Genomic DNA, 26,532 nt, shown 5'->3' on the forward strand with positions numbered 1-26,532 from the left:
GCCGAAACGATAGTGCCCCGCGCGGCGCCTCCAGCAGACTCCGCGCGTGCTCCCGCCCCTTCCGCCGCACCACGGCTTCCGCTGGTTCCTGACCGCCCAGACCGTGTCCCTGCTGGGCACCGCGATGGCCCCGGTGGCTTTGGCGTTCGCGGTCCTCGACGCCGCGGACGGCCTGGGCGACCTCGGTGTCGTCCTCACCGCGTACATGGTGCCGCTGCTGCTGTTCCTGCTCGTCGGGGGCGCCACTGCCGACCGTCTGCCGCGCCGGACGGTGCTGGTCGCGGCGCACCTCGGTTCGGCCGCCACCCAGGGCGCCGTCGCCGCGCTCCTGCTGACCGGGCGGTACGCCCTGTGGCCGGTGGCCGCGCTGGGGTTCCTCAACGGTGTGCTCGCCGCGTTCACCACGCCGGCGCTGCGCGGCATCGTGCCCGAACTCGTCCCCGGGGACCGGATCCGGCAGGCGAACGCGCTGCTGGGTACGGTGCGCAACGCCACGAAGATCCTAGGCCCCAGCCTGTCGGGGGTCCTGGCGGCGTCCGTCGGCGGCGGACCGGCCATCGCCTTCGACGCGCTGACCTATCTGATCGCCGCCGTCTGTCTCACCCGCCTGCCCTCCCTCACCGCCGCCGCGGCGACGACGTCGCGTCGCCGCCCGGGGCTGCTCGCGGACATCGGCGAGGGCTGGGCCGCGTACCGCCGGATCCGCTGGGTGTGGACGGTGTCGCTGTGCTTCTGCGTGGTCAACCTGGTGCAGGTCGGCAGCTGGCAGATCCTGGGCCCGGTGCTGACCCGGCAGCTCGCGGGTGAGGCCGCGTGGGGCCTCGTGCTCAGCGCGCGCGGTGCCGGACTGCTGGTGATGAGCGCGCTGATGTACCGGTTGACGGTCCGTCATCTGCTGCGGCTGAGCGTGCTGGCGGGGGTGCTCGGCGCACTGCCGCTGCTCGCGCTCGGCACGCACCTGGGCGCCCCCTGGCTGGTCGCCGCCGCCTTCACCGCCGGCCTGGGCTCGTCGGTCGCGGGCATCGGCTGGGACACCTCCCTCCAGGAGCACGTACCGCCCGGCTCCCTCTCGCGCGTCTCGTCCTTCGACGACCTGCTCTCCTACGTCGCCATTCCCCTCGGCCAGCTCGGCGTCGGCCCGCTCGCCGACCGCGTCGGGGGATACCCGGTGGCCGCGGCCGCCGGAGTCGTGTACGCCGCGGCGGCCCTGGCCCCGATCGCCTCCACGGCCGTACGCCGCCTCCCCCACGGCCGCCCCGCCGCCGCGCTCCCCGACGGGACCGCGGCGGCGCGCGAGCTCCCCCAGCAGAGCTGACGGCACCTCATTCGGCTCGATGGGGCTGCCGTTTCGGCGCACGATCGACGCCGCGTCGCCACGTGGAGCGGCCGGGGTCGCGCCGGCCGGGCTGGAGGCGACATGCGCGTCGGGGCCATCGGAGTGATGCTGAGGAGAGACCGCCCATCCGACACCGACAGGAGAGATTCCCATGATGGACGCAGCCAAGGCCGAGCTGTACGCGAGGGACCTGTCCGGCGCGGACTGGGTCACGAGCAGCCACAGCAACAGGTGGGACAAGACGTGTGTGGAGGTCGCCGACCTCGGCGGCGGAGCGGTCGCGGTCCGCGACTCGAACCGGAGGGACCTGCCGGCGCTGCGCTTCACCGCGCAGGAGTGGGCGGCGTTCCGAATGGGCGTGCGCGACGGCGAATTCGGCTAGCGCACCGACCGCGGAACCCGCCGGGTCCCGGCCGGCCTCACGGCCTCCTCGGCTTGCGGGGCTTGGCCCACCTGCCGTCGGGCCGCTTCCGGGCCTGTGCGAGCAGTTCCGCGCCGAACTCGGCCCTGCTGATGACGTCCCGTGGTTCGGGTTCGCGCACGGCCGCCGTCGACGAGGCGGGATCCTCTCCCTCGCCGTCCTCCCCGTCATCGCCGCGTCGGCGAGCGGCGGCCGTACGGGCACGGTGGCGGAGCCCACGCGGTGAGCCGGGCGACGGGGGCGCGGCTCAGCCGGCCGGCAGCAGGACGCCCGGGTTGAGGATGCCGGCCGGGTCGAGGGCGGACTTGGCGGCCGCGAGGGCGGCGGCGAAGGGGTCCGGGCGCTGGGTGTCGTACCAGGGGCGGTGGTCGCGGCCGACCGCGTGGTGGTGGGTGATCGTGCCGCCGTGGTCGGCGACGGCCTGGGAGACCGCGGCCTTGACGTCGTCCCACTGGGCCACCGTGCTGCCCCAGCGGCCCGCGGCGTAGACCCCGAAGTAGGGTGCGGGCCCGTCGGGGTGGACGTGGCTGAACCGGCAGGTGACGACGCCCGTCCCGCAGACGGTGCGGATCGCCTCGTTCGCGGTTGCGGTGACCGCCGCGTGGAGCTCCTCGAAGCGGTCCCAGGTGCAGGCGGTCTCGAAGGTCTCGACGACCAGGGCCTGCTGGGCCAGGGCGTCCCGCTGGTAGGGCATGCGCAGGAAGGACGAACGCCAGGAGCGGTCCGCGCCCGCTCCCCCGCCCGCGTCGGTGGCGCCGTCCGCACCCGTGTCGGTGTGGCGGGGCGGCTCGGGCAGCCGGCCGCCGTGGTCGCGGCACAGTTCCAGGGCCCGGTCCATCCAGGGTTCCAGCGGGTGGTCGGCGGACTCGAAGGCGAGGATCAGGACGCTTTCTCCGGTGGTGACGCCCGCGTTGACGAGGGCCTCGGCGGGGTCCAGCAGGCGGCAGTTCGACGGGTGCAGCCCGGACTGCGCCAGGGCGCGGGTGGCGGCGACCGCGCCCGAGAAGCCGGCGAAGTGGACGGAGGCGTTCGCCCGCCGCCGGGGGCGTCGCTGCAGCCGCATCCAGGCCTCGGTGATGACCCCGAGGGTCCCCTCGGAGCCGAGGAACATCCGGTCGGGCGACGGTCCCGCGCCTGAGGCGGGCACGCGCCTGGACGTGCTGGTGCCGGAGGGCGTCACGACGCGCAGGGCCTGCGTCAGGTCGTCGATGTGGGTGCGGAGGGTGGCGTAGTGGCCGCCCGCCCGGGTGGCCAGCCAGCCGCCGAGCGTGGAGTACTCGAAGGACTGCGGGAAGTGACGTAGCGTCAGGCCGGTGGGCCGCAGTTGCCGCTCCAGGTGCGGGCCGAGCACTCCGGCCTGGATGCGGGCGGAGCGGCTCACCGGATCGACCTCCAGGACGCGGTCCAGGTGTCCCGTGTCGAGCGTGACCGCGGGACGGCCGTCGGCGAGGCGCGGTTCCACTCCGCCGACGACCGAACTGCCGCCGCCGAAGGGGATGACGGCGATCCCTTCGCGGGTGCACCAGTCCAGGAGGTCGACGACGTCCCGCTCGGTGCGGGGGCGGGCGACCAGGTCGGGGGCGTGGCGCAGGTCGCCGTGGAGGTTGCGGACGACGTCCCGGAAGGCCTTGCCGTGGGTGTGCGCGGCGCGGTCGTGCGGGGTGGCGGAGCAGAGGTGGGCCAGGGACCGCGGCGGCGCGACCCGTACGGGCGGCAGGCCGAGGGACGCGACGTCCGGCGGGAGGTGGACGGTCAGGTCGGCGTCCGGGAGCAGTCCCGCCACCCGGTCGGTCAGCGCGGCGCGTTCGGCGCCCCGCACCGCGTGCTCGACGGCGCCCCATCCCCACCACGACCGTGTGCCCGCGTGTCGCATGCGTGTCCCGCCCTCCGCCTCAGCCGATGTGACCGATGGGTAAATTACCACTGGGTCACATCCGGCGGGAGGGGTCAACTGACCACGGGGTCAGTTCGCTGCCTACAATCACGGACGTGGCGAGCGCGAGAACCCGTACCGCCGGGACGAAGGGCGTGCCCCGCGCCGAACGCGAGGAACAACTGCTCACCGCGGCCGTCGAGGAGTTCGGGCGCCGCGGCTACGCGGGCGCGTCGATGGCCGCGATCGCCGAGCGGGTCGGGGTCACCAAGCCGCTGCTGTACCAGTACTTCGGGTCCAAGGACGCGCTGTACGCCGCCGCCCTGGACCGGGTCGCCGGCGCACTGACCCGCGCCCTCACCGAGGCCCTCACCCAGGGAGTCACCTCGCTGGGGACCCCGCTGGCCGTGCTGCGCGCCGTCTTCACCACGCTCGAGGGGCGGCGCCACGCCTGGTTCGTACTGTACGACCGGACGTTGCCCGCCGAGGGTCCGCTGCGCGAGGAGGCCGAACGCCACCGTGCCGTCATCGACGGGCTGGCGGCCGTGGGCAGCGCGGAGTTCCTCGCCGCCCGCGGGATCGGCGACCCGCTGGACGCCGACGCGCTCAAGCACCTGTGGACGGGCACCGTCAGCACCCTGGTCACCTGGTGGATCCACCACCCCGGCGAGTCCGCGCAGGAGATGGCGGAGCGCTGCGGGCGGCTGATCAGCGCGATCGTCAGCTAGTTCCGCGGCCGCGGAGGTTCGCTGTGCCCGTGGACGGCCTGCGGGTGCGGATGCGCCTGGGCCCGCCGCACGACCGAGAACCGCGCGGCGGGTTTCAGCGTCGCTTTCTTGCGGCGCCACGGCCCGCGGTGCGCGGAGGACAGCGAAGGTGATCATGAGACAGAAGTGGGTGCTCATCGCCGTTCTGGCGTTTCCGGTGGCTTTCCTGGGATGGGTCGCCTGGACGTTCGTCATGTCGCCCTTCTTCGGCGACCCGATGTCCCAGAGGGAAACCGTCCCGTGCGACGAGGCCATGCGCTTCGCGGACCAGGACGGACTGCCCAAGGGGGCTCACGACGCGAAGTGCACCGCCCTCAGTTGGCTGGACACGACCTATACGGCCCACTTCACGATCACGCGGACGGATCTGGACGCATGGCTGAACGAGGCCTACCCGGCACCCGTCTCACCGTGGAGGACTGTCTGGGCGGACCGGCGGACGCCTGCGCCCACGTCGACCTGAACCCTCCCGCCGACGGCGGGGCGATGGCGGTGGACATCATTGTGCGGTACGGCGGGAACTCGACCGCGGTCGTCGATTTCGAGCCGTTCGACGTGTGACCCGGCCGCCGGCCGCCCCGGCCCGCCCCCGGCCCCGGGGGCTCAGAGGGTGACGAGCCGTATCGCCGCGAGCAGGGTCAGCGCGACCGTGACGCGCTCGAAGACCTTCGGGCTGATGCGGCTGATCGTCGCCCGGCCGGCGGCGGCCCCCGCGAGGACCGCCGGGGCGGCCGTCGCGCCGAAGGCCAGGGTGCCGGGCGTGATCAGCCCCAGGGCGACGCTGAAGGGCACCTTGAAGGCGTTGAGCAGCAGGAAGAACCATGCGCTGGTGCCGAGGAAGCCCAGCATGGGCAGCCCCACGGCGAGGAAGTACAGGGACATGATCGGGCCCGCCGCGTTGGCCGTCATCGTGGCGAACCCCGCAAGGATCCCGGCGCCCGCGGCGACGGCCGGGTGCTGGGCGACCGGGTCGTCCGGGCCCCTGCGGCGGCTCCACCAGTGGACAGCGAGCATCGACAGCAGCAGCGCGCCGATGAGTTCGCGCATCCGTGCGTCGTCGACCCGGTCGACGACCACCACGCCCAGCAGCACCCCGGCCACCACCCACGGGAAGAGCCGCACCAGCCGGCCCCAGTCGGCGTGCCGGCGGTAGGCGGCCACCGCCACCGCGTCGCCGACGAGGAGCAGGGGCAGCAGCACGCCGGTGGACAGCTTGGCCGGCAGCACCAGCGCGAAGAGCGCCACCCCCACCGTCCCCGCCCCGGAGACCCCGGTCTTGGAGTAGCCGACGAGGAAGAGGGCGAGCAGCGCCACGGCCCACTGCGCCGGGTCGAGCGCGGGCATCAGGGCCGCCGGGGGACGGAGGGTGCGAAGGTCACGGCACGTTCTTACCTGGCGCGCGCCGTGCCGCCGCGGGCGGGGTGGGCCCGGCGGCGCGGCCGCGGGCAACTGTGCCGCGATCGCGTCCGGTTGTCATCGAGGGTTCCCCGGGGGTCCGTCGCCTGGTGGGCCGCGCGTCCCCGTGCGGGTCTGGGATGGCGGATCAAGGACCGGACGGGGCGACGTACCGCCCGGTGGAACCGAACGTCAGGAGAGCGTATGTCCGTCACAGCCGCCGAACCGCGTGAGAAGGCGCGCCGGGTGGGGCAGGCCGCGCGGAGGGGGGCGGTGTTCGCCGCCGCCCTGGCGCTGGTCGCCGTCGTCCCGCCGGCCGTCGCGGGGGCGCAGTCGCCCGCCGCCTCCGGTACGCAGGGGATCACGTGGACGACGCAGCAGGTGGCGCCCGGCCTGGAGGTCCGCAGCGGGGTGCTGCGGGACCCGTCGGCCGCGGGTGTGTGGACGGTGACCGTGCAGGCCCCCGCCGTCAACCGGCTGACGGGCGCCGCCACGTGGGCCCCGCTGGGTGACCGGGCCTGGGCCGACGCCGCCTCCGCGCGGCTGCGGGAGGCCGGGTTCGAGCCGCGGCTGGAGGCGGTCGAGTGGGACACCTACGCCGACACCCCGCGCGGCGTGATGGGCTGGCAGGTCCGGGTCGGCCGGTACGCCACGCAGGCCGAGGCCGGCACCGCGAACACGGCGGTCGCGGCCGCCGGTTTCCGTACGACGGCGGAGTGGACGGGTTACGACGGGCGGCAGGCCGCCGACGGTGAGCGCGTCCACGTCGCCGTGGTGGACCCGGCGCGCCTGAACGGGTCCGTCGCGGTCAGCGACGGCGGCAACGTCGCCGACCGGGAGAAGACCTCCGCGGTGGCCGGCCGGCTGGGGTCGCTGCTCGGCGTGAACGGCGGCTTCTTCATCACCTCGGACGCCGACGGCGTCCAGGGCACCGTCGCGGGTCTCTCCGCGGTGGACGGCAAGCTGGAGTCGATGGCGGTCGGTTCGCGCGCTGCGCTGGTCCTCGGTGACGGCGGCAGGCAGCCGCGGATCGCGGACCTGTCCACCACGGTCACCGTGCGGGCCGGTTCCGCCCGCCACGCGGTGCAGGGCATCAACCGTCTGCTGGGCAAGGTCCGCAACTGCGGCCGGCCCGGTGGCGTCCCGACCGAGCAGCCGCGCCACGACACGACCTGCACCCTGGCGGACGACCTGGTGGAGTTCACGCCGGCGTTCCGGGCGGCGCTGCCCACGGGCGCCGGTGCGCAGGTGGTCCTCGACGCGCACGGGAAGGTGCTCTCGGCCGGCGCCCGCGGCGGCTCCGTCCCCGAGGACGGCACGGTGCTGCAGGGCACGGGCACGGCGGCCGCGTGGCTGACCGAGCACGCCAGGACCGGCGAGCGGCTGGCCCTGAGCGAGGTCGTCCGGGACGCCGAGGGGCGCCGGGTCCGGCTCGGCCGCGGTGACAGCATCGTGAGCGCGGCGCCCACCCTGGTGGAGGACGGCCGTGTCCACATCGACGCCGCCGGCGAGGGCACCCTGGACCCGCTGGACCTGTCGTTCGGCTTCGCGTGGTCCAACGTCCGCCAGCCGCGGACGATGGCCGGCATCGACCGGCGGGGCCGGCTCCTGCTGGTGACGGTGGACGGGCGGCAGCCCGGGGTGAGCGAGGGCTTCACCCTCGGCGAGGCGGCCCGGTTCATGCGGTCGCTGGGCGCGGTGCAGGCGCTCAACCTCGACGGCGGCGGCTCGTCGGCGATGGTGGTCGAAGGCGTCCTGGCCAACGTCCCCTCGGACGCGACCGGTGAGCGTGCCGTCGGCGACACGATCCAGGTCCTGCCGGGGCGCCGCGGCGGGCACTGACCGGCCCGGCGGCGTCCTGCCCCCTGACGACCTCCGACCGCCCCGGGGCCCGGCCCCGGGGCGGTCGGCTGGTCCGTCCGGCCCGACGGGCAGCGTTCCTCACCTTTTACGCCGGTATGATGCGCTTCGTGATCATGTCCGGATGGCTGCGGCGCCGACGTGCCCGCCTGGACGGCCGCCGGCTCACCTGGCGGCCGGCCCCGGTGATCCTGACCGTGCTCATCGCCGCCCTGGCGTTCGCCACCCCGCGCGAGATCGCGATCAGCCGCCTGCTGCCCGTCGCGCCCGCCCTGGCCGCCGCGATGTGGCCGGTGCCGGCGACGGTGCTGCTGGGCGCGTTCTGCCTGCTGGTCATGGTGGGCCTGAGCTTCGTCTACACCGACCTGGGCACCCCGTACACCGGGGCCGCCATCGTCGCGGTGACCCTGGCCGCGGCGTACGCCAGCCACGTACGGATCCAGCGCGAGGAGGCGCTCTTCCACGCCCGGCTGGTCGCCGACGCCGCGCAGACGGTGCTGCTGCGGCCGCTGCCTCGGCACATCCAGGGCATGGAGATCGAGTCGCTCTACCTGGCCGCACAGGAGCAGGCGCGCATCGGCGGCGACTTCTACGAGGTGGCCGACACGCCCTACGGGGTGCGGCTGCTCATCGGCGACGTACGCGGCAAGGGGCTGTCCGCCGTGGGCGCGGCCTCGGCCCTGATCAGCTGCTTCCGGGAGGCCGCGCACGACGAGCCGGACCTGCGGGGCATCATCCACCGCCTGGAGACCAGCATCGGGCGGCACAGCTCCGGCTACCCCGGTCAGGACCTGCCGGAGCGCTTCGCCACCGCCGTGATCGCCGAGATCCCGCACGGAGGCGGCCGCCTGCGGCTGCTGAACTGCGGGCATCCCGCGCCGATCGTCGTGCACGCCGGCCGCATCCGGGTGCTGGAGCCCAGCGCCGCCTCCCCGCCGCTGAACCTCGCCGACCTCGTCGGCGACGCCTACGCCGTGGACAACCATGCCTTCGCCGCCGGCGACCAGTTGCTGCTCTACACCGACGGCGTCACCGAGACCCGCGACCGGGCCGGGGCGTTCTTCCCGCTGCCGGACTGGCTGCGGCGCCAGTCCCCGGCGGCGCCCCGCGAACTGCTGGACCGGCTGCACCGGGAGCTACTGCACTACAGCGGCGGGCGGCTGGACGACGACATCGCCGCGCTGGCCGTACGTTCGCCGCGCGTCGTGACCCGCGACGCCCCGTAAATCGCTGTCGCGCGGGCCCGGAGCGGCCCTACGCTCGCCGCCATGCCCCGGCCTCACGGATTCTCCTACCGCCGACGCGGCGACGGCACCGTGGTCGTCACGCATGGCGCGCACACCGCCGCCGTCCTGCGCGGGGAACGCGCGGAACGCTTCCTGGAGGAGGTGGAGCGCGGCGACGCCCAGCTGGTCATGGCCCGCTGGACCGGCAACTACAAGCACGGCAACGAACGCACCGCCCGCGCCCACCCCCGCAACCAGGGCTGACGGCCCGCGACGGGCCCACCACGGCGGTGCGCCCTGCGTCGCCGTAGGCCCTGCGTCGCCGCCCTACACAAAATGTACAGACTCGGTCTGTTTTGTAGGCTTTCCCTATGGAACGTCGTCGGCCGGCCGGTGCCGGTTCCGCGACCGCGGTGGGCGCACCGCGGGTGAGCCTGCGCACCGAGCAGCGTGACCTGACCCGCAACCGGGTCCTGGACGGCGCGGTCGAGGTCTTCGCCGCCAAGTCCTTCGTCGCCGCCACCATGGAGGACATCGCCCGCGCGGCGGGCGTCACCCGGGCCACGGTGTACGCCCACTTCCGCGGCAAGGCGGAAGTGATCGCCGCCCTGACGGACCGGGTGTACCAGGTCACCGACGCGCTGTACGCCGAGCTGGCCGCCGTCCCCGAGTGGACGCACGACGCCGTCCGCACGTGGCTGGAACGGGCCGCGGCGAGCTGGCGGGCGCTCGCGCCGACCATCCGCGTGCTGCTGGCGGCCACCCCGTCGGCGGCCGGGGACGAGGGCAGTGCCCGCGACCGCTATCTGGCGGCGTACGAGCGCTATGTGGCCCTGCTGACCGCCGGACCCCGGCGCTGGCGGGGCGTCACCCCCGCGCAGGCACGGCAGCGCGCCCTGATGGCGGTGCTCCAGACGGGCTCGTTCCTCACCGCCTGGATCGCCGGCGGCCTGCCGGTCGACACCGACGACCCGCTGGACCTCCTCACCGACGACCTGTGCCACCTGCTGCGCCCCGCCCTCGGCGGCCGGCCCGCCGCGCAGCGCCGTCCGCGCGGGCCGTCGTGAGGACCCCGCCCCAACCTCGAGTCCCCTGGAGGCAAGCGCCATGGCAGCGACCGAGCCCCGGAAGTACCCCTTCACCGAAGCCGACCGGCTGACCGTCGACCCGGCCTTCGCCGGACTGCGCAAGGACGAGCCGCTGTGCCGGGTCCGGTTCCCCTACGGGGAGGCCGCCTGGCTGGTCACCCGGTACGAGGACGTACGCACCGTCCTGGGCGACCCCCGGTTCAGCCGGGCCGAGGCCGTCCACCGCGACGAGCCGCGCCTGCGGCCGCACCGTGGCCTGCGCGGCAGCATCCTCGACCTCGACCCACCGGACCACACCCGGCTGCGGCGGATCGTGGCCAAGGCCTTCACCGCCCGCCACATCGAGCGCCTGCGGCCCCGCACCGAGCGGATCGCGGCCGGACTCGCCGACGGCATGGCCGCCCGCGGCGCGCCCGCCGACCTCGTCGCGGACTTCGCACTGCCGCTGCCCGTCACCGTCATCTGCGAACTGCTCGGCGTCCCCCTGGCCGACCGCGCGGACTTCCGCACCTGGTCCGACGCGCTGCTGTCGACCACCAAGTACACCCCGCGGGAGGTTCAGGAGCACACGGACGCCCTGATGGCCTACATGGCCGGGCTGATCGCGGAACGCCGCGCCGCGCCGCACGAGGACCTCCTGGGCGCACTGGTCGACGCCCGCGACAACGACGAACGGCTCTCGGAGCGGGAACTGCAGGTCCTGGCGGTCTCCCTGCTCGTCGCGGGCCACGAGACCACAGCCTCGCAGATCCCCAACTTCGTCTACACGCTGCTCACCCACCCCGGGCAGCTCGCGGCGCTGCGCGCCGACCCCGGCCTCGTGCCCGGCGCCGTCGAGGAACTGATGCGCTACGTCCCGCTGGGCAACGGCGCGGGCATGCCCCGTTACGCGCTGGACGACGTCGAACTCAGCGGCGGCACCGTACGCGCCGGTGAGGCGGTGGTGGTCTGCCCCGTGTCGGCCAACCGCGACGAAGCCGTCTACATCGACCCTGACCGGCTCGACCTGCTGCGCCAGGAAGCCTCCCACGTCGGCTTCGGGCACGGACCGCACCACTGTCTGGGCGCCCAACTGGCCCGGATGGAACTGCAGGTGGCCCTGAGCACGCTGCTGGACAGGCTGCCCGGGTTGCGCCTCGCCGGACCCGAGGAGAGCGTCGTGTGGAAGTCCGGCGTCGCCCTGCGCGGGCCCGAACGGATGCCGGTCACCTGGGACGGGGCCTGACGGCGACCGGCGCCGCCCGACGACATCGCAAGACTTCCGACGACAGCGAAGGACACCCGCCATGACCTGGCAGATCGAGGTGGACCGGAACACCTGCATCGGCACCGGCTCCTGCGCCGGCATCGCCCCCGAGCACTTCGAGCTCCGCGACCGCAAGTCCTGCCCCCGGCACCCGACCGCCGAGCCGGACGAGCTCCTGGTCGACGCGGCCGAGTCCTGCCCGGTGGAGGCGATCACCCTCCGGGACGCGACCAGCGGCGAGCTGATCGCGCCCCAGCCGTAGGCACGGCCGCAGCCGCGGGCCCGGGCGGCCCTCAGACCAGCGTGCGCGGGCGGAGCTCCGGCTCGGTGGAGGCGTCGGTCATCACGGCGTAGACGCTGCCCTCCTGGCCGGCGGCGCCGCCGTGCCGCCCGTCCGGGGTCAGTGCCAGCGCCCGCAGTTCGGAGCGGTACTCGTCCGGCAGGCCCGCCGCCTCCTCCAGCGCGATCCGGCACGCGTCGGCGGGCTCCTTGCCCAGCGCCAGCAGGTCGACCACCGTACGGGCCGTGCCACCGCGCAGGCTCAGCTCGCCGCGGCCGGTGCAGGCCGCCCCGCCACCGCGCAGGTCGCACCAGTTGCCCGCCCCCGGGACGGCGGAGTCGCCCACCCGTCCCGGGTACTTGAAGGGGTAGCCGGAGGTCGAGACGCCCACGCACATCTCGCCGTGCGCGTCCAGCGCGACGATGTTGATCGTCCCCCACGGCCCCTCGTGCGGCGCCATCCGCCGCACCAGCTCCAGCGCCGCCCGCCGGTAGCGGTGGTCACCGTCCACCGCCGGGGTGTTCTCCCCCTCGACCGCCTCGGCGGCGGTCAGCAACTGCTCGCGCCACATGGCCCGCGACGCGTCGGTCAGCAGCTCGGCGCCCTCGAACCCGTTCTCCCGCGCGAAGAGCGCCGCGCCCTCCCCCACCAGCAGGCAGTGCTGCGGCAGCCGCTCCATCACGGCGCGCGCCACCGATATCGGGTTCGGGAACCCGCGCAGCGCGCCGACCGCGCCGAACCTGCGGTCCGAGCCCGTCATCACCGACGCGTCCAGCTCGACGACGCCCTGCGCGTTGGGCAGCCCGCCCGTGCCGACGTAGTGGTCGGTGAGGTTGTCCTCGCAGCGGCGCATCGCCGCCTCCACGGCGTCCAGCGCCGTCCCGCCGCGCCGCAGGACGTCCATCCCGGCCGGCAGGCCGACCTCGCTGCGCTCGCTTCCGATGATGACGGGCTGCGTCATGGCGTTCCCTTCGCTGGTGGGCCGGGCCGTACGGGCGCCCGGCGGCCCCGGCGCCCGCGACCAGCCGGTACGACGACGCCGTGAGCCTAGCGCCGGGCCCGCGGAGCCCGGCCACCGGCCGGGGTCCCCCGGTCGGGCGCGCGGTGCGACGCGGTTCCGGCCCTCGGTCCGGAGGACGCCGCCCACGACGAGGACGCTCCTCCGCCTTGCGATGCACCACGCCTGGGGGAACCGTGGGGCCCGCCCCACGAGCGGTGCAGGCACCCCACCCGGCGGTAGCCGGGCGAGCGCCCGGTCACCGACCGGGGTCCCCGGTCGGGCGCGTGGTACGACGCGGTTCCGGCCGGCCTCCGTGCCGCCCCGGCGTACGCCTTCCGGTCCATCCCCGGGGGAGGAATCACTCCCCGGCCCCCACCCGGGGTCTCCCGGCGCCGCCCGTACCGGGGCCTTGGGGGCCGGTATTCACCCGTCCGGCCCTTTCGCCGGGTGCGCGGGGAAATCCACGCTGTCTGCGGGCGCCGTGACAACACGGATGATCACAGTTGCCACTGCGCCGCCCGTAGTTGCGCCCTCCACGCCGCTCGCCCTGGTCCCACGATCGGCGCTGGTGACACCGCCCGCACCGCGCACGCGCGGTGTTCCCGGGCTGCCCCGGCCCGGCCCGCCGCCCAAGCTGGAGTTGACGGATGCGGTCAGGACTTGTCGACGAACACCTCGAGGTGAGCAGATGGCACAGACGCCGATTACCCCCGAGAACGTGCGCACGAAGCAGTTCACCACCGTCCGCCTCCGTGAGGCCTACGACGAGCGCGAGGTCGACGACTTCCTGGACCAGGTCCAGGCCGAGCTGACCCGGCTGCTGAGGACCAACCAGGACCTGCGCGCCCAGCTCTCCGCCGCCGAGGCAGCGGCCACCCGGCAGCCGGAGGAGCCCGAACTCGAGGTGGCGTCCGCGCCGCAACCCGCGGCCGAGCCCGAGGTCGAGGCCCAGGCCGAGCCCGAACCCGAGCCTGAAGTGGCGCCGGAGCCGGAGCCCGCCCCGGTGCTCGTCGCCCAGGCCTCGGGGTCGGCGGGACCGGCGGAGCCCGCGGACACCGAGGAGGCCGACGACGGGACCGCCGGGAGGCAGCCCGGGTTCGCCGTCGACAGCACGGCCCGTCTGCTCGCCCTGGCCGAGCGCACCGCCGAACAGGCCGTCTCCGAGGCCCGCGCCGAGGCCCACAAGATCGTCGGCGAGGCACTCGGCCAGGCCGAGAACCTGCGCCGCGACTCCCGCGAGCGCGCCCAGGCCCTCGAGCACGAGGCCCAGGAGAAGCACCGCCAGGCGATGGTCGACCTGGCCTCCGCCCGTACCGCCCTCCAGCGCAAGGTCGACGACCTCCGCACCTTCGAGGACGCCTACCGCAGCCGTCTGACCGGCCACATGCAGTCCCAGCTCCGCCGCCTCGACCGCGACCTCGCACGCTCCCTCGCCCCGCCCTCCGCTCCGCCGACGGTCTCCCTCACCCGCGCCACCGCCAAGCGCGCCGCGGAAGCCCGGCCCGTCCCCCCGGCCGCCGCCCCCGACCCTGCCCCCGCCCCGGAATCCGCCCCCCTCACCGCCGCGGGCGCCCTGAGCGGCGAGGAGGATTAGGAACCCCGCTCACCCCTCGGCGGCGGGCAGCCGGTAGACGGATACGTGCGAGCGGCACTCGGCGGTGAACTCCGCGCTGTGCCAGTCGGCGTGGCGGGACTCCAGGTCGAATCCCGCGAGCTGGGCCATGAGGTCGAGCTCGGAGGGCCAGACGTAGCGGTGCGGGGTGCGGAACAGGCTCGTGCGCTCGCCGTCCCGGAAGCGGAAGTGGTGCGAGACGACCCGCTGCCGCAGGACGTCGTAGGTGTCCACGCCCATGGCGCCGGATCCGGAGTGCCAGACCACCGCCTGCTGGCCGGGTGGCAGCTTGCGCAGCTCGGGGACCCACAGTTCGATCACGAAGCGCCCGCCCGGTGCGAGATGACGGGCGGCGTTGCGGAAGCAGGCGACCTGCTCAGGCTGGGTGAGCAGGTTGGCGATCGTGTTGTAGACCAGGTAGACGAGCCGGAAGGTGCCCGGGGCGCGGGCGGTGGACATGTCGCCGGTGACGACCGGGATCGTCGCCTCGTCCGCCTTGGTGCGCAGCCGGTCGATCATCGGCTGTGACAGCTCGATGCCGCTGACCGGCACGCCCCGCGCCGCGAGCGGCACGGCCACACGGCCGGTGCCGACGGCGAACTCGAGCGCCCGTCCGCCGTCGGCGAGTTCGGCGAGTCGGTCCACGACCGGATCCAGTACCTCCGGGGCGAACATGCCCGTGCCGGGGGTGTCGTAGCTGCCGGCGGTATCCGCGCCCCAGATCTCGTCCTGTCGCATACGCATCACGATTCACGGAGCGGACGGCGAAGTCGAGGGAATTCCGGGCGGGGCATCACGCGGCGAAAGGCGGGGAAGACGGATCGAACACCGTTCCACGGGGCATGGATGTCCCTACACGGCGACGGGACCCGGGGAGGCGCCCGTGAAGGTGGCACTGCTCACGCGGGAGTACCCGCCGTACGTGTACGGCGGGGCCGGTGTGCACGTGGAGTTCCTGGCCCGTGAGCTACGGGAGCTGACGGATCTTCAGGTGCACTGCTGGGCCGGCGCGCGGGGGCAGGGCGCCGCGGACGACCGCGAGGGCGGCCCGGATGTCACCCGGCATGCCGCCGCCGCGGAACTCGGCGACGCCAACGAGGCGTTGCGCAGCCTGTCGGTCGACCTGTCGATGGCCGCCGCACTGGCCGGCCGGGACCTCGTGCACTCCCACACCTGGTACGCCAACCTCGCCGGGCACCTGGCCAAGCTGCTGTACGGCGTGCCGCACGTGATGACCGCCCATTCCCTCGAGCCGCTGCGTCCCTGGAAGGCGGAGCAGCTCGGCGGCGGCTACGCGCTCTCGAGCTGGGCGGAGCGGACGGCGGTCGAGGCCGCGGACGGCGTCATCGCCGTCTCGCACGGGATGCGCGCGGACATCCTGCGGAGCTACCCCGCCCTCGACCCGGCGCGGGTGCACGTCGTCCACAACGGCATCGACACCCGCCTGTACCGGCCGGACGCGTCCACCGCGGCGCTCCGCGCGCACGGCGTCGACCCGGGCCGCCCGTACGCCCTGTTCGTCGGGCGGATCACACGGCAGAAGGGGGTGCCGCACCTGCTGCGGGCGGCCCGGCGGATCGATCCGGGCCTGCAGATCGTGCTGTGCGCGGGGGCGCCCGACACCCCGGCGATCGACCGGGAGTTCCGTGAACTGGTGGAGGAACTGCGGGCGGTGCGCGGCGGGGTGGTCTGGATCCCGCAGATGCTGCCGCGGTCCGAGGTGGTGCAACTGCTCACGCACGCGGCGGTGTTCGTGTGCCCCTCGGTGTACGAGCCGCTGGGCATCGTGAACCTGGAGGCGATGGCGTGCGGCACCCCGGTGGTCGCCTCCGCGGTGGGCGGGATCCCGGAGGTGGTGGCGGACGGCGTCACGGGGCTCCTCGTGCCGTACGAGGAGAAGGACCCGGAGGCGTTCGAGGCGGGACTCGCCGCGGCGGTCGGCGCGGTCGCCGGCGATCCGGGGGCGGCGGCGCGCATGGGGGCGGCAGGCCGCGAGCGCGCGGTGGCGGAGTTCGGCTGGGACGCGGTGGCCCGCCGCACCGTGGACGTGTACGAGGAGATCTGCAGGTCGCAAGGGCGGTAGCGGCAAAGGGGGCAGTGATGCGCGGCGGACCTTCGGTGCTCGGAATCGTGCTCGCGGGCGGGGAGGGCAAGCGGCTGATGCCGCTGACCGCCGACCGCGCCAAACCGGCCGTGCCGTTCGGCGGCGCCTACCGGCTGGTGGACTTCGTCCTGTCCAACCTCGTCAACGGCGACGTCATGCGCATCTGCGTGCTGACGCAGTACAAGTCGCACTCCCTGGACCGGCACATCACCACGACCTGGCGGATGTCGAACCTGCTGGGCAACTACGTCACCCCCGTCCCGGCGCAGCAGCGGCTGGGCCCGCGGTGGTTCCTCGGCAGCGCCGACGCGATCTACCAGTCGCTGAACCTGGTGTACGACGAACAGCCCGACTACATCGTGGTGTTCGGTGCCGACCACGTGTACCGCATGGATCCGCGGCAGATGCTGCGGCAGCACATCGAGGCGGGCGCGGGGGCCACGGTGGCGGGCATCCGCGTCCCGCGCGACCAGGCCTCCTCGTTCGGGATCATCACCCCGGGCCCTGGCGGGGTGCGGGTGGAGCGGTTCCTGGAGAAGCCCGCCGATCCGCCGGGCCTGCCCGGCGACCCCGACCGCGTGTACGCCTCGATGGGCAACTACGTGTTCACCACGAAGGTGCTGCTGGACGCGCTGGCCCAGGACGCCGAGGACGACGCGTCGGTGCACGACATGGGCGGCAGCATCATCCCGCTGCTCACGGCCAAGGGGCAGGTGCAGGTCTACGACTTCGACGACAACCACGTGCCCGGCGAGACGGCCCGCGACCACGGCTACTGGCGGGACGTGGGCACCCTGGACGCGTACTACGACTCCCACCAGGACCTGATCTCGGTCCACCCGGTCTTCAACCTCTACAACGACCAGTGGCCTTTGTACACGCACTCGTTGCGGCTGCCCCCGGCGAAGTTCGTGGCCGGCGGGATCGCGGGCGAGTCGATGGTCAGCCCGGGCTGCATCATCTCCGGGCAGGTCACGCAGTCGGTGCTGTCGCCGGGGGTGGTGGTCGAGGAGGGCGCGGTGGTGCAGGGGTCGGTGCTGCACGACAACGTCCGCGTCGGACGGGGCGCGGTCGTGCGCCGTGCGATCCTCGACAAGAACGTCGTCGTGCCCGCGGGCGCCACGGTCGGCGTCAACCCCGAACGCGACCGCGAGCTCTACCACGCCTCCGCGAACGGCGTCATCGCCCTGGGCAAGGGGCAGCGCGTCCTCTGAACCGGTCGTCCCGCGCCCTCGGCCGGCTACGGGCGGGTGAGGGGGTGGAGCTGTCCGCTGACGAGGGTGCTGACGGCGGCAAGGTCCGCCATCAGTCCGACGAGAGCGAGCATGGACCGCAGGTCGTGTGCGAGCAGACCGTCGTATTCGGTCCGGGAGACCGGCACCTGCTCGTGGCGCGGACCGTCCTCCTGTGAGGCGTAGTAGTGGCCCTTCACGGCTTTGCCCGCCTGACGGGAGTCGTGGCCGGTGGCCGTGCTCGCCAGCAGCGCGACCCCCAGGACGGAGAACCCTGCGAGGACCGCCCCGACAGCCGTCGGCAGAGAGCGCAGGGCGAGCCACAGCAGCATGGGATTGCCCTGTACGCGCACTCCGTGGGTGGCCAGGGCGATGGCCCGGACGACCGCGCCGGCGAACAGGGGGAACAGCGCCGCACAGACGACGCCCAGCACCAGGCTGCTGTGCCGGGGCAGCCAGGTGCCGGGCAGGAACGTCCCGAGCGCCAGCACCAGACACACCCCGCTCAGCACCATCGCCGCGCCCGCGTGCACGCTGAGACCCGTCTTCATGAAACCCCCCGGCCCCCGTCCCGTACCCGCCGTGCGCACGGTTGGCTCCACTCTGTCGGACCCGGCCGTGTCCATGGTCATCTCCGGGCCCGGCTTGGGCCAAGGGTGCGCAAAGGCCGGGGGCGGCGTGAGACTTCGGGCGGGGCGGCGGCGTACTGAGGGTGGAGTCCCCCAAGCCCCCTCGCGTCGGAGGTAGTACGCCCGTGACCGTCACCAAGGAGGCGCCGGCCCCCGCCGGGACCGCGCGGCGGGACTCCGGGCCGCCGGACCAGGAGGAGCGGTGGCGGGTCAGTTCGCCGCTGGTGCTGACGCTGCTGCTGCTCGCCGCCCTGACGATGCAGGGGCCGGTGCGGCGGGCGCTGTCCGCGCCGGTGATGCAGAGCTGGACGACCGTGTTCGTCGCGGTGGTGGTGCAGGCGCTGCCGTTCCTGGTGCTGGGCGTCCTGCTCTCGGCGGTGCTCGCGGTGTGCGTCCCGCCGTCGTTCTTCGCGCGGGCACTGCCGCGCCGCGCCGCGGTGGCCGTGCCGGTGGCGGGGGTCGCGGGGGCGGTCCTGCCGGGGTGCGAGTGCGCGTCGGTGCCGGTCGCGGGGGCGATGGTACGGCGGGGGGTCGCCCCGGCGGCGGCGCTGACGTTCCTGCTGTCCGCGCCGGCGATCAACCCGGTGGTGCTGACCGCCACGGCCGTCGCCTTCCCGAACGAGCCGCGCATGGTGGTCGCCCGGTTCGTCGCAGGACTGCTGGTCGCGTGCGTCATGGGCTGGCTCTGGCAGCGTCTGGGGCGTCCCGGTCTGCTGCGGCCCGCGGGGCACCACCCGTCGGCCGAAGGGCGCGGCAGGGGACCGGCGTTCTGGGGTTCGGTGCGGCACGACGTCATGCACGCCGGCGGCTTCCTGGTCGTCGGGGCGATGGCGGCGGCCACGCTCAAGTCCTTCGTGCCGGAGGACGTCCTGCGCCTCGCGTCGGGCAACCCGGTGGTGTCGGTGCTCGCGCTGGCGGTGCTCGCGGTGGTGCTGTCGATCTGTTCGGAGGCCGACGCGTTCGTCGCGGCGTCCCTGTCGCAGTTCTCCCTCACCGCCCGGCTGGTGTTCCTCGTCGTGGGGCCGATGATCGACCTGAAGCTCTTCGCGCTGCAGGCGGGCACCTTCGGACGCGCCTTCGCGGTGCGGTTCGCGCCCGCCACCTTCGCGGTCGCCGTCGTCCTGGGCTGCGTGACCGGGGCGGTGCTGCTGTGAACCGGGAGGCGCAGGCCGCCGTGCTGCTGCTGACGGGGGTGGCCCTGCTGCACGCCGGGCTCAGCGACCTCTACCTGCGCTACGTCAAGGCCGGGCTGCAGCCGCTGCTGCTGGCGGCAGGTGCCGTGCTGGTCGTCGCGGCCCTGGCGACCGTCTGGTACGAACTGCGCCTGCCGCGTCGCGGCGATCCGGGGCAGGAGGACGGGCGGCGGGAGGACGCGTGGCAGGAGAACGAGCGGGAGGACGGCCACGATGCCGGGGACCCGCACCCGCATCCGCACCCGCACCGCGAGCCCGTGGTCGCGTGGCTGCTGGTGCTGCCGCTGGTCGCGCTGGTCCTGGTCGCCCCGCCGGCCCTGGGGTCCTACTCCGCCGCCCGGAGCGGCACGTCGGTCCCCCGTCCCTTCGGTTTCCCCGCCCTGCCCGCGGGCGACCCGCTGCGGATGGAGACCGCCGACTACGCGGGCCGCGCGGTCCACGACCACGGACGTTCCCTGACCGGCCGCCGGATCACCCTCACCGGATTCGTCAGCGTCGCCCGCGACGGCACCCCCTACCTGACCCGGATGGTGCTGAACTGCTGCGCCGCCGACGCCCGCCCGGTCAAGATCGGAATGACCGGGCAGGTGCCGCCCGTCCTGCAGCCGGACGCCTGGCTGGAGGTGACCGGGACCTACACCCCACGCCGGGCCGAGGACCCGGTCAACGACGGTCCCGTCCCGTTCCTGGACGTGAGCCGTGCCCGGCCGGTACGGGCGCCGACCGAGCCGTACGAGGGCTGACCCCGCCGTGCGGTCAGCCCGGCTGGCCGCTGTCCTTGAGCGTCCCCCAGCCGTGCCACCGCTCGATATCGATCACGGCGCTGACGCGCTCGCGGTCACGCTGGGGATAGGCGCGGCCCAGGTACTGCTGGGCCAGCCGGTCGATGTCGGCGAGGTCGGTGTCCTCGCGCAGTTCGCCGACCCGCCCGATCAGGGTGACGTGGGTGTACCAGTTCCCCTCGTCCAGGACCGTGAGGGTGACCCGGGGGTCGTGGCGGATGTGGTCCAGGCGCTTGCGGCCGCCGTCCATGTTGACCAGCACCCGGCCGTCGTCCCACAGGTACCAGGTGGCCGTGGACACCGGCTGGCCGTCGGCCCGCAGCGTCGTGATCACGGCCGGGTTGGGCTTCTTCAGCATCTCGATCGCGGCCGGGGGAAGCGGTGGCTTGGACACGGGAACTCCTTCGCGGTGATCTTCGGGGCTGCGCCCCACCGTGCCACATCCGCCCGGCCGGACGGCGGCCCGGACCCGGCGCGCCCCGCGCCGTCCGCCGAAGGGGCGCGCCACGGGTCCGTACGGGTCCGTGGCTGTGCGTCAGCAGAACCAACCGTCCTGGACCCAGCCGCGGCGGTTGATGTCGCCGTAGGCGAACCCGTAGGCCCAGGCGCCCTGCTTGCTCTCGACGGTGAAGGTCTGGCCCTTGTAGAGGGTGCCCGTCCAGGCGCCGAGCGGGGCGGTGCGCACGTACAGGTCCTGGGCGCAGACGGTCTCACGCCGGCCGACCGTCCCGTCGGCGGCCCGGGCGGGGGCGGCGGTGGCCAGTACGGCGGCGGTCAGGGCCGCGACGGCGGTGGCGGCGCGGAGCATCCGGGATGCGGGCATGCGGGTGGGTCCTTCCTGTGGTGGTGGGGGGTGCCGGTGCGGGAGGGGAGTCACCAGGAGCCGTAGCCGCCGAGGCACTCGTTGCGGACGTAGCCCCAGTCGCCCTTGCCGAAGTCGAAGGTGGCCGCCCAGCCGTTGTAGACGGGGTGCGCGCCGCGGGTGTGGCCCACCTTGTTGCCGTAGCCCAGGACGCGGATCAGTCCGCGGGGGCCGGAGGCGCTGTCGTAGTTCGCGTAGAAGCTCGCGCTCTGGCACACGATGATCGCGTGCTCGGGCGGCACCGCGGCGTGCGCGGGCTGCGTCGTCAGTGCGCACACCGCGGCGGTGGCGGCTGCGGCCAGCGTCTTGGTCACCGTTCCCATGGGGCGTCCTCTCGTGGGGGGTTCGCCGATCAGGATGGCCGCCCGCTGTCTATGCGGGTAGAGGGGCGCAGATGAAAATTACGTGGCCATGACATTCACATACGGGCAACCGCTGCGCCAGTACCCCCGCTCCGGCTGCCTTGCCCCGTAGATAGCATGCGCCCATGCCTGACGACGGCCTGATCGACGTGACGCTGGTCGACGCGGCGGACGGACAGCCGTTCGGCCGCTCCGAACTGCCCGCCGGACAACTCCCGGAGACCTTCACGCCCGAGACCCGGCTCGACCTCGGCGGGGCCGTGTGGGAGGTCGTCCGGGCCCAACCGGCGGACCGCGCGGCCTTCCTGGCCGCGGGCCGGCTCGTCCTCACGCTCCGGCGGCTGCGGACGGTCGACCCCCGCCAGGTCGCGTACTCCCTGCCGACCCTCTGCGCGGACCTGCCCCCGCTGACACCCCCGGACGACGCCGCGGACGACCTGGAGATCCACGAGGACGACTGGCGCCAGACCGAACTCGTGGAACGCCGCTGCATCGCTCAGGTCGAGGCCCAACTCGCCTGCGTCGCACGGATCCTGCGCGACCACGCACGGACCGTCGGCGAGGACGGATCGGCCGTCCGGGTGTTCGACGCACTCCACCTGCGGGAGTCCCCGGCGGAGCCGCTGACCGGGGCGCTCACCCGTCGGCGGCTGTTCGAGCTGCTCCCGGTGTCGCACGAATTCGCGGGCGTGGCGCTGCGCGAGGGCCAGGGACGGGTCGCCGACTCGTTCGCCGCCCGGGTCGGTCCGGTCGCGGTGTACGGACGCTGCGCCGGCGACCGGGTCGTCACCCTGGGCCTTCTGCCGGCCTCGCGGGCCACGGTGCGGGACGTCCCGGGACTGGCCGCCCTCATGCGGGAGTTCGGCCTGGTCCTGGTCGACTGGTGCGCCGCGCGGTACGAGGAGTCCGCGTAGCCGGCGGCCGCTTCAGGGCAGCAGCGGCGGCGGCGTCACGTCCACACGCCGGGTCCGGCCCCGCGCCATTCGACGACGTCCGGGTCGGCGAGGTCGACGGTGCCGGGATCGAGGCCGGCGCGCCGCAGGAACTCCTGGACGTCGCGGAGGTGGTACGCGATCCCCAGGATCTCGCCGTCCACACGGACGCGCCGGCCGCCGCTCGTCGATGGCGGCATCACGATGACGCGACGTTGCATTTCGTCAGGATGACCCGTCCGGCCCCGCCCCGCATCCCGGCCGCCGGACGGCTCCCCCGCGGCGGCACCCGGATGGCCCGGCCGCCGCTGCCGGGTGCGGTCCCGCGTGCCAGGCTGGCCTGGACCCGTCAGCGCAGCGAGGGAGCCTCCGGCCATGACCGAACGGACGATGCGGGCCGTCGCCTCCTACCGGGGCCTGCCCGTGGACGATCCGGAGAGTCTCGTCGACGTCGAGGTGCCGCTGCCGGAGCCCGAACCGCGCGACGTGCTCGTGCGGGTGCGGGCCGTGTCCGTCAACCCCGTGGACATCAAGGTCCGCGCCGGTCTGCCGGCCTCCGACCCGCCCCGCGTCCTCGGCTTCGACGCCGCGGGCGTCGTCGAGGCGGTGGGCGGCGAGGTGACCACCCTTCAGGTGGGGGACGAGGTCTGGTACGCGGGGGACATCACCCGTGCGGGCAGCAACGCCGAGTTCCAGGTCGTCGACGAGCGCCTGGTGGCCCGCAAGCCGCGCAGCCTGGGCTTCGCGGAGGCCGCCGCCCTGCCGCTGACCGGCATCACCGCCTGGGAGACCCTGTTCGAGCGGTTCGCGCTCGACGGAAGGTCGACCGGCACCCTGCTGGCCCTGGGCGGCGCCGGGGGTGTGGGCTCGATCCTCATCCAGCTGGCGAAGCAGCTGACCGGCCTGCGGGTGCTGGCCTCGGCCGGCCGCCCCGAGAGCAGCCAGTGGGTCACCGGGCTGGGGGCCGACGCCGTGGTCGACCACCACGACCTCGCCGCGACCGCCGCCGCGGCGGCGCCGGACGGCGTGGCCTACCTGCTCTCCCCGCACTCCGCGGGAAACGTCGACACCTACGCCCGGATCATGCGCCCGGGCGGGCACATCACGGCGATCGACGAGCCCGAGGGGCTCGACCTGCTGCCGCTCAAGGCGAAGAGCATCGCGTGGCACTGGGAGTTGATGTTCACCCGGCCGATGTTCCGGACCCCCGACATGATCGAGCACAAGAACCTGCTGCAGAAGATCGCGGCCCTGGTGGACGACGGCCGCATCCGCAGCACCGTCACCACGACCATCGAGGACTTCTCGGCCGCGGGGCTGCGACGGGCCCACGCGATGGTGGAGTCGGGCCGGAGTATCGGCAAGGTCGTCGTCACCCGCTGAGCGCCTCCCCGGCGGCGGACGTCCGAGCCGGCGCTTGCCGGGTCCGACCGGTCGGTGTCTCCCGTCGGGCGGCCCCCGCCGCGTGGGGTACGGCGGCCGCCTCCGAGGTGCTCACCGACGCGTTCGCGGGGAACGTCCCGGAGCTCGGGCGGAGGGTCCTCGAAGGACATCACCCGTTTCTCCGGTTCCTCGGGGACCGCGGTGCAGGGCCCACCGCCCGGACCGGGCGACGCGCGCCCTCAGAGGCCCTCCCCGCCCTCCCGGCGGCGGATCGTGACGTACTCGCTCGCCTCGCGGCCCGCCAGACGGCGCTGGAGGGACCCGCCGATACGCCCGGCCTGCAGCTTGGCAAGTTCGGCCTTCTCGCCCCGGAAGAGCTCGTCGACCGTCGTGCCCCACAGCGCCAGCCATCGCCCGAAGTGCTCGGGGCCCAGCGGGGTCATGCGGTGCAGGGCCTGGTGCGGGGCGAGCGCGTTGCGCCGGTAGCGGCCGGCGGCGAACAGCACCGAATCCCAGAAGTCGCACATGATCGGCATGTGCGCGTCGAGGTCCATCCGGGCCACCTCGGTGAAGACCGGCCCGATCAGCGGGTCGGCGAAGGCCCGGCGGTAGAAGACGGTCACCAGGCGTTCGACGTCCGCGCGGTCCACGAGGTCGCGACCCGTGCCGTCCTGTGCGGCGACGGGCCCCGGCGCGCTCACAGCCGCTCCAGGACGAGGGCGGCGCCGCATCCGGCCAGGCACAGCGCCTTGACCACCTCGAGCGCGACGTAGCGCAGATGGGCCCGGCTGCGCGGGCCGGTCTCCCCGGCGAGGACGGCGGCGGTACGGCGGTTCAACGAGGGGCGGACAAAGAAGAGTTGGGCCAGGAGCAGGGCGACGGCTCCCGCGCCCAGGGCCAGCGCGACGGGCCCCGGCACCTCCCGGGCCACCGCCACGGCGGCGATCGCGGCCAGCACGGCCTCGACGCGGTTCAGCGCGCGGAAGACGATCCGCCCGATGCCCAGGCCCAGGGGCACGGTGATGCCCTCGGCGCGGAACTTGAGGGGGGCCTCGAGGAACGAGATCCCGAGCACCATCCCCAGCCACACGAAGACCACGGCCACCTGCGCCAGCACGGCGCCGGCGTTCACCGGGCGCTCCGCTCGGGGCGGCGCCGGGCCGCGCGGCGCAGAGGACGACGTCTGGTGCGTGAAGGTCCATGCCCCCACCCTAACCTAAATTTGCATCTGAGGTGCACATTAGAGCTGCCGTCACCATCCCCAACCGGCCTGGCCGGCGGGCGCATCGGCACCGAGAATGGCCCGATGACCTCGCCCGACGCGCTGCTGCCCGACCACCGGCTCGAACTCACCGACGTCGTCGCCAACAACACCATGAACCGCGAGCGGGCCTGGCCGGCACCAACAGCTACGTGCGGGAACTCGGCTTCGACCCGGTCGACCACCTGCTGGCCCGCGCCCCCGGACCCCGCTGGCTGGACCTGTGCAGCGGGGAGGGGCTGGCCCTGCGGGAGGCCGCGGGCCGTCTGCCGGCGACGGCACTGCTGACCGGGGTGGACCTGGTGGGACCCCTGGCGGCCGCACCCCTGCCGCCCGCGGTGGAACTGGTCACCGCGTCGGTGACGGCATGGGAGCCGGCCGCGCCGTACGACCTGATCACCTGCGTCCACGGCCTCCACTACGTCGGGGACCGGCTCGGACTGCTCGCCCGCGCCGCCGGCTGGCTCAGACCGGACGGCCTGCTCGTCGCCCACCTCGACCCCGCCGCGATCCGCTGGGCGGACGGCGGCCCCGCCGGGCGCTCCGTCCTGGCCGCCCTGCGGGCCGAGGGCTTCGCCTACAGCGCCCGTCACCACCGCCTCACCCTCGCCGGCCCGCGCACCGTCCGGCTCCCGCTGCGCTACGTCGGGGCCGACCCGGACGCGGGACCGAACTACACGGGTCAGCCTGGCGTGGCCGCCCACTACCGCCGCACCGGTCGCCCCGCCGCGGACGGGCCGTCAGGCGGACCCCGGCGATAATGGCTTGGCGGGCCGGGCGGGATGCGTCACGATCGCCCCATGGGAGCGCTTGACTCGGTGGCGGGCAGGGTGGCGGGCGGGGCGACGGTCGAGTTCCGGCCCAGCGGATCGTCGATGGTCCCCCTGGTGCGCAGCCGTCAGCAGGTGACGGTGGCCCCGGTCGACCCCGCGAAGCTCGAGGTCGGCGACATCGTCCTCGCCCGCGTCGCGGGCACGGTGTACCTGCACCTGGTGTCCGCGGTGGATCCGGCCAGGAAGCGGGTGCAGATCAGCAACAACCGGGGCCACGTCAACGGCTGGACCGGCCACGGCCGGGTCTACGGCATCTGCACGGCGGTCGACGGCGTCCCCCGCCCCCGGACGGCCGGCAAGGCCCCCGTCGTCCCGCGACAGCTCCGTGACGGACGGCGGACGGCGTCATGACCTCGACGCGCAAGGGTCGCCAATAGAGGGCAAAACGCTCTAATCGGACATCCATCTCCCGCTTCCGAGGGCGTGAGCAGGGACGACAGCCGCCGCACCGAAGGACACCCCCGTGGACACCGCACCCACCACGCCCCGGACCGGCGCCGAAGCCGACGCTACTGGAACCGGAACCGGAACGGACCTGCCCGCACTCGCGCCGCGCGAACGCGAGACCCTCCGCCACATCGCCGCGGGCCGCACCTATCTCCAGACCGCCCGCCACATGGGACTGTCCCGGCACACCGTCGACGCCTACCTCCGCCGCATCCGCGCCAAGCCCGACATCCACAGCACCGCCGAACTCACCCGCACCGCCATCGCCCTCGGCCTGTGACTCGGGACGCACGGACGGTGACCGGCAGTCCTCTCAGGAGCCGTCGGCGTGCAGGTTCTTGACCTTGATCCAGTCACGGCTGCGGCGACCGGGCAGATACGTACTGGTCAACCGCTTCGCCACCACCC

31 protein-coding genes are annotated in these 26,532 nt (G+C 74.2%); 20 read left to right on the plus strand and 11 right to left on the minus strand.

What is annotated here, in order from left to right; translation table 11 throughout:
- Window positions 1-46: 46 nt before the first annotated feature.
- Together ACFZAU_RS36335 and ACFZAU_RS36340 are read left to right on the plus strand one after the other, a co-directional pair.
- Window positions 47-1,315, plus strand: a complete 1,269-nt coding sequence (locus ACFZAU_RS36335; RefSeq protein ID WP_500555721.1) for an MFS transporter — start codon at window positions 47-49, stop codon at window positions 1,313-1,315.
- A 172-nt stretch (window positions 1,316-1,487) separates the two neighbouring features.
- Window positions 1,488-1,718: a DUF397 domain-containing protein gene (locus tag ACFZAU_RS36340; RefSeq protein WP_500555722.1), complete on the plus strand. Its 231-nt coding sequence runs from the start codon at window positions 1,488-1,490 to the stop codon at window positions 1,716-1,718.
- Between the two features lie 286 nt (window positions 1,719-2,004).
- On the opposite strand, the gene ACFZAU_RS36345 is transcribed toward ACFZAU_RS36340, so the two are convergent.
- Entirely contained in the window at window positions 2,005-3,630 is a 1,626-nt protein-coding gene (locus ACFZAU_RS36345; RefSeq protein WP_500555723.1) for an FAD-binding oxidoreductase, read from the minus strand.
- A gap of 116 nt (window positions 3,631-3,746) precedes the next feature.
- On the opposite strand from ACFZAU_RS36345, the gene ACFZAU_RS36350 reads away from it, so the two are divergent.
- Window positions 3,747-4,358 (plus strand): TetR/AcrR family transcriptional regulator, encoded by a 612-nt coding sequence (locus ACFZAU_RS36350; protein WP_500555724.1) that lies wholly within the window; start codon window positions 3,747-3,749, stop codon window positions 4,356-4,358.
- 414 nt (window positions 4,359-4,772) lie between these two features.
- Window positions 4,773-4,958, plus strand: a complete 186-nt coding sequence (locus ACFZAU_RS36355) for a hypothetical protein (RefSeq protein ID WP_500555725.1) — start codon at window positions 4,773-4,775, stop codon at window positions 4,956-4,958.
- Between the two features lie 42 nt (window positions 4,959-5,000).
- On the opposite strand, the gene ACFZAU_RS36360 is transcribed toward ACFZAU_RS36355, so the two are convergent.
- Complete coding sequence (locus tag ACFZAU_RS36360) at window positions 5,001-5,741, minus strand: TSUP family transporter (RefSeq protein ID WP_500555726.1); 741 nt, start codon at window positions 5,739-5,741, stop codon at window positions 5,001-5,003.
- Between the two features lie 255 nt (window positions 5,742-5,996).
- On the opposite strand from ACFZAU_RS36360, the gene ACFZAU_RS36365 reads away from it, so the two are divergent.
- The 6 genes from ACFZAU_RS36365 (at window position 5,997) to ACFZAU_RS36390 (ending at window position 11,474) form a co-directional block, all read left to right on the plus strand.
- Window positions 5,997-7,634: a phosphodiester glycosidase family protein gene (locus ACFZAU_RS36365; protein WP_500555727.1), complete on the plus strand. Its 1,638-nt coding sequence runs from the start codon at window positions 5,997-5,999 to the stop codon at window positions 7,632-7,634.
- Between the two features lie 128 nt (window positions 7,635-7,762).
- Window positions 7,763-8,878 (plus strand): PP2C family protein-serine/threonine phosphatase, encoded by a 1,116-nt coding sequence (locus tag ACFZAU_RS36370; protein ID WP_500555728.1) that lies wholly within the window; start codon window positions 7,763-7,765, stop codon window positions 8,876-8,878.
- 42 nt (window positions 8,879-8,920) lie between these two features.
- Window positions 8,921-9,142, plus strand: coding sequence for a hypothetical protein (locus tag ACFZAU_RS36375; protein ID WP_500465338.1), 222 nt, complete (start codon window positions 8,921-8,923; stop codon window positions 9,140-9,142).
- A gap of 107 nt (window positions 9,143-9,249) precedes the next feature.
- Entirely contained in the window at window positions 9,250-9,945 is a 696-nt protein-coding gene (locus ACFZAU_RS36380; RefSeq protein ID WP_500555729.1) for a TetR/AcrR family transcriptional regulator, read from the plus strand.
- A gap of 40 nt (window positions 9,946-9,985) precedes the next feature.
- Window positions 9,986-11,191, plus strand: a complete 1,206-nt coding sequence (locus tag ACFZAU_RS36385) for a cytochrome P450 (protein WP_500555730.1) — start codon at window positions 9,986-9,988, stop codon at window positions 11,189-11,191.
- 61 nt (window positions 11,192-11,252) lie between these two features.
- The gene (locus ACFZAU_RS36390; protein WP_499606682.1) at window positions 11,253-11,474 is read left to right on the plus strand and encodes a ferredoxin; all 222 of its coding nucleotides are present in this window, start codon (window positions 11,253-11,255) and stop codon (window positions 11,472-11,474) included.
- A 31-nt stretch (window positions 11,475-11,505) separates the two neighbouring features.
- Here the strand turns inward: ACFZAU_RS36390 and ACFZAU_RS36395 are convergent, their stop codons facing one another.
- Entirely contained in the window at window positions 11,506-12,453 is a 948-nt protein-coding gene (locus ACFZAU_RS36395; RefSeq protein WP_500555731.1) for a glycosylasparaginase, read from the minus strand.
- A gap of 727 nt (window positions 12,454-13,180) precedes the next feature.
- On the opposite strand from ACFZAU_RS36395, the gene ACFZAU_RS36400 reads away from it, so the two are divergent.
- Window positions 13,181-14,086: a DivIVA domain-containing protein gene (locus tag ACFZAU_RS36400; protein ID WP_500555732.1), complete on the plus strand. Its 906-nt coding sequence runs from the start codon at window positions 13,181-13,183 to the stop codon at window positions 14,084-14,086.
- Window positions 14,087-14,095: 9 nt separating this feature from the next.
- On the opposite strand, the gene ACFZAU_RS36405 is transcribed toward ACFZAU_RS36400, so the two are convergent.
- Window positions 14,096-14,842: a class I SAM-dependent methyltransferase gene (locus ACFZAU_RS36405; protein WP_500555733.1), complete on the minus strand. Its 747-nt coding sequence runs from the start codon at window positions 14,840-14,842 to the stop codon at window positions 14,096-14,098.
- A 145-nt stretch (window positions 14,843-14,987) separates the two neighbouring features.
- Between ACFZAU_RS36405 and glgA the strand changes: the two genes are divergently transcribed.
- Together glgA and glgC are read left to right on the plus strand one after the other, a co-directional pair.
- Window positions 14,988-16,187, plus strand: coding sequence for a glycogen synthase (gene glgA, locus ACFZAU_RS36410; RefSeq protein ID WP_500555734.1), 1,200 nt, complete (start codon window positions 14,988-14,990; stop codon window positions 16,185-16,187).
- A 14-nt stretch (window positions 16,188-16,201) separates the two neighbouring features.
- Window positions 16,202-17,422 (plus strand): glucose-1-phosphate adenylyltransferase, encoded by a 1,221-nt coding sequence (glgC, locus tag ACFZAU_RS36415; RefSeq protein WP_500555735.1) that lies wholly within the window; start codon window positions 16,202-16,204, stop codon window positions 17,420-17,422.
- A 26-nt stretch (window positions 17,423-17,448) separates the two neighbouring features.
- Here glgC and ACFZAU_RS36420 read toward each other — a convergent pair whose 3' ends face one another.
- On the minus strand, window positions 17,449-17,991 hold the full coding sequence (locus ACFZAU_RS36420; protein ID WP_500555736.1) for a hypothetical protein: 543 nt from the start codon (window positions 17,989-17,991) through the stop codon (window positions 17,449-17,451).
- 203 nt (window positions 17,992-18,194) lie between these two features.
- On the opposite strand from ACFZAU_RS36420, the gene ACFZAU_RS36425 reads away from it, so the two are divergent.
- The gene (locus ACFZAU_RS36425; protein WP_500555737.1) at window positions 18,195-19,223 is read left to right on the plus strand and encodes a permease; all 1,029 of its coding nucleotides are present in this window, start codon (window positions 18,195-18,197) and stop codon (window positions 19,221-19,223) included.
- Window positions 19,220-20,005 carry a TIGR03943 family putative permease subunit gene (locus tag ACFZAU_RS36430; RefSeq protein WP_500555738.1) on the plus strand — a complete coding sequence of 262 codons (786 nt, stop codon included), beginning with the start codon at window positions 19,220-19,222 and terminating at the stop codon, window positions 20,003-20,005. Before ACFZAU_RS36425 ends, ACFZAU_RS36430 begins: the two co-directional genes overlap by 4 nt.
- A gap of 13 nt (window positions 20,006-20,018) precedes the next feature.
- Here the strand turns inward: ACFZAU_RS36430 and ACFZAU_RS36435 are convergent, their stop codons facing one another.
- The 3 genes from ACFZAU_RS36435 to ACFZAU_RS36445 all read right to left on the minus strand — a co-directional run bounded on the left by ACFZAU_RS36435 (window position 20,019) and on the right by ACFZAU_RS36445 (window position 21,229).
- On the minus strand, window positions 20,019-20,438 hold the full coding sequence (locus ACFZAU_RS36435) for a PPOX class F420-dependent oxidoreductase (RefSeq protein WP_500555739.1): 420 nt from the start codon (window positions 20,436-20,438) through the stop codon (window positions 20,019-20,021).
- A 141-nt stretch (window positions 20,439-20,579) separates the two neighbouring features.
- Window positions 20,580-20,867, minus strand: a complete 288-nt coding sequence (locus ACFZAU_RS36440; protein WP_500555740.1) for a hypothetical protein — start codon at window positions 20,865-20,867, stop codon at window positions 20,580-20,582.
- 50 nt (window positions 20,868-20,917) lie between these two features.
- Complete coding sequence (locus ACFZAU_RS36445; protein ID WP_500555741.1) at window positions 20,918-21,229, minus strand: hypothetical protein; 312 nt, start codon at window positions 21,227-21,229, stop codon at window positions 20,918-20,920.
- A gap of 164 nt (window positions 21,230-21,393) precedes the next feature.
- Between ACFZAU_RS36445 and ACFZAU_RS36450 the strand changes: the two genes are divergently transcribed.
- Window positions 21,394-22,182: a hypothetical protein gene (locus tag ACFZAU_RS36450; protein ID WP_500555742.1), complete on the plus strand. Its 789-nt coding sequence runs from the start codon at window positions 21,394-21,396 to the stop codon at window positions 22,180-22,182.
- A 35-nt stretch (window positions 22,183-22,217) separates the two neighbouring features.
- On the opposite strand, the gene ACFZAU_RS36455 is transcribed toward ACFZAU_RS36450, so the two are convergent.
- On the minus strand, window positions 22,218-22,421 hold the full coding sequence (locus ACFZAU_RS36455) for a hypothetical protein (protein WP_500555743.1): 204 nt from the start codon (window positions 22,419-22,421) through the stop codon (window positions 22,218-22,220).
- 154 nt (window positions 22,422-22,575) lie between these two features.
- Between ACFZAU_RS36455 and ACFZAU_RS36460 the strand changes: the two genes are divergently transcribed.
- Window positions 22,576-23,583: a zinc-binding alcohol dehydrogenase family protein gene (locus ACFZAU_RS36460; RefSeq protein ID WP_500555744.1), complete on the plus strand. Its 1,008-nt coding sequence runs from the start codon at window positions 22,576-22,578 to the stop codon at window positions 23,581-23,583.
- 239 nt (window positions 23,584-23,822) lie between these two features.
- Here the strand turns inward: ACFZAU_RS36460 and ACFZAU_RS36465 are convergent, their stop codons facing one another.
- On the minus strand, window positions 23,823-24,284 hold the full coding sequence (locus tag ACFZAU_RS36465; RefSeq protein WP_500555745.1) for a group III truncated hemoglobin: 462 nt from the start codon (window positions 24,282-24,284) through the stop codon (window positions 23,823-23,825).
- Window positions 24,281-24,715: a hypothetical protein gene (locus tag ACFZAU_RS36470; RefSeq protein ID WP_500555746.1), complete on the minus strand. Its 435-nt coding sequence runs from the start codon at window positions 24,713-24,715 to the stop codon at window positions 24,281-24,283. The genes ACFZAU_RS36465 and ACFZAU_RS36470 overlap by 4 nt, the downstream gene beginning before the upstream one ends.
- Before the next feature lie 281 nt (window positions 24,716-24,996).
- Here ACFZAU_RS36470 and ACFZAU_RS36475 point away from each other — a divergent pair, with 281 nt between their 5' ends.
- The 3 genes from ACFZAU_RS36475 (at window position 24,997) to ACFZAU_RS36485 (ending at window position 26,404) form a co-directional block, all read left to right on the plus strand.
- On the plus strand, window positions 24,997-25,605 hold the full coding sequence (locus ACFZAU_RS36475) for a class I SAM-dependent methyltransferase (RefSeq protein WP_500555747.1): 609 nt from the start codon (window positions 24,997-24,999) through the stop codon (window positions 25,603-25,605).
- 39 nt (window positions 25,606-25,644) lie between these two features.
- On the plus strand, window positions 25,645-26,028 hold the full coding sequence (locus ACFZAU_RS36480; protein WP_500555748.1) for a S26 family signal peptidase: 384 nt from the start codon (window positions 25,645-25,647) through the stop codon (window positions 26,026-26,028).
- A gap of 112 nt (window positions 26,029-26,140) precedes the next feature.
- The gene (locus ACFZAU_RS36485) at window positions 26,141-26,404 is read left to right on the plus strand and encodes a response regulator transcription factor (RefSeq protein WP_500555749.1); all 264 of its coding nucleotides are present in this window, start codon (window positions 26,141-26,143) and stop codon (window positions 26,402-26,404) included.
- Window positions 26,405-26,532: the final 128 nt, after the last annotated feature.

The sequence above is a fragment of the Streptomyces sp. NPDC008238 genome (assembly GCF_042956445.1).
Lineage (GTDB): Bacteria > Actinomycetota > Actinomycetes > Streptomycetales > Streptomycetaceae > Actinacidiphila.

Excerpts from the sequence above, each read along its gene's own strand:
- ACFZAU_RS36395 (WP_500555731.1), bottom strand. The coding sequence starts at position 12,453 with ATGACGCAGCCCGTCATCATCGGAAGCGAGCGCAGCGAGGTCGGCCTG.
- ACFZAU_RS36345 (WP_500555723.1), bottom strand. The coding sequence starts at position 3,630 with ATGCGACACGCGGGCACACGGTCGTGGTGGGGATGGGGCGCCGTCGAG.
- ACFZAU_RS36405 (WP_500555733.1), bottom strand. The coding sequence starts at position 14,842 with ATGCGACAGGACGAGATCTGGGGCGCGGATACCGCCGGCAGCTACGAC.
- ACFZAU_RS36440 (WP_500555740.1), bottom strand. The coding sequence starts at position 20,867 with ATGCCCGCATCCCGGATGCTCCGCGCCGCCACCGCCGTCGCGGCCCTG.
- ACFZAU_RS36480 (WP_500555748.1), top strand. The coding sequence starts at position 25,645 with ATGGGAGCGCTTGACTCGGTGGCGGGCAGGGTGGCGGGCGGGGCGACG.
- ACFZAU_RS36390 (WP_499606682.1), top strand. The coding sequence starts at position 11,253 with ATGACCTGGCAGATCGAGGTGGACCGGAACACCTGCATCGGCACCGGC.
- ACFZAU_RS36455 (WP_500555743.1), bottom strand. The coding sequence starts at position 22,421 with ATGCAACGTCGCGTCATCGTGATGCCGCCATCGACGAGCGGCGGCCGG.
- ACFZAU_RS36375 (WP_500465338.1), top strand. The coding sequence starts at position 8,921 with ATGCCCCGGCCTCACGGATTCTCCTACCGCCGACGCGGCGACGGCACC.
- ACFZAU_RS36385 (WP_500555730.1), top strand. The coding sequence starts at position 9,986 with ATGGCAGCGACCGAGCCCCGGAAGTACCCCTTCACCGAAGCCGACCGG.
- ACFZAU_RS36380 (WP_500555729.1), top strand. The coding sequence starts at position 9,250 with ATGGAACGTCGTCGGCCGGCCGGTGCCGGTTCCGCGACCGCGGTGGGC.
- ACFZAU_RS36340 (WP_500555722.1), top strand. The coding sequence starts at position 1,488 with ATGATGGACGCAGCCAAGGCCGAGCTGTACGCGAGGGACCTGTCCGGC.
- ACFZAU_RS36420 (WP_500555736.1), bottom strand. The coding sequence starts at position 17,991 with ATGAAGACGGGTCTCAGCGTGCACGCGGGCGCGGCGATGGTGCTGAGC.
- ACFZAU_RS36400 (WP_500555732.1), top strand. The coding sequence starts at position 13,181 with ATGGCACAGACGCCGATTACCCCCGAGAACGTGCGCACGAAGCAGTTC.
- ACFZAU_RS36360 (WP_500555726.1), bottom strand. The coding sequence starts at position 5,741 with ATGCCCGCGCTCGACCCGGCGCAGTGGGCCGTGGCGCTGCTCGCCCTC.
- ACFZAU_RS36445 (WP_500555741.1), bottom strand. The coding sequence starts at position 21,229 with ATGGGAACGGTGACCAAGACGCTGGCCGCAGCCGCCACCGCCGCGGTG.
- ACFZAU_RS36460 (WP_500555744.1), top strand. The coding sequence starts at position 22,576 with ATGACCGAACGGACGATGCGGGCCGTCGCCTCCTACCGGGGCCTGCCC.
- ACFZAU_RS36450 (WP_500555742.1), top strand. The coding sequence starts at position 21,394 with ATGCCTGACGACGGCCTGATCGACGTGACGCTGGTCGACGCGGCGGAC.
- ACFZAU_RS36365 (WP_500555727.1), top strand. The coding sequence starts at position 5,997 with ATGTCCGTCACAGCCGCCGAACCGCGTGAGAAGGCGCGCCGGGTGGGG.
- ACFZAU_RS36355 (WP_500555725.1), top strand. The coding sequence starts at position 4,773 with ATGGCTGAACGAGGCCTACCCGGCACCCGTCTCACCGTGGAGGACTGT.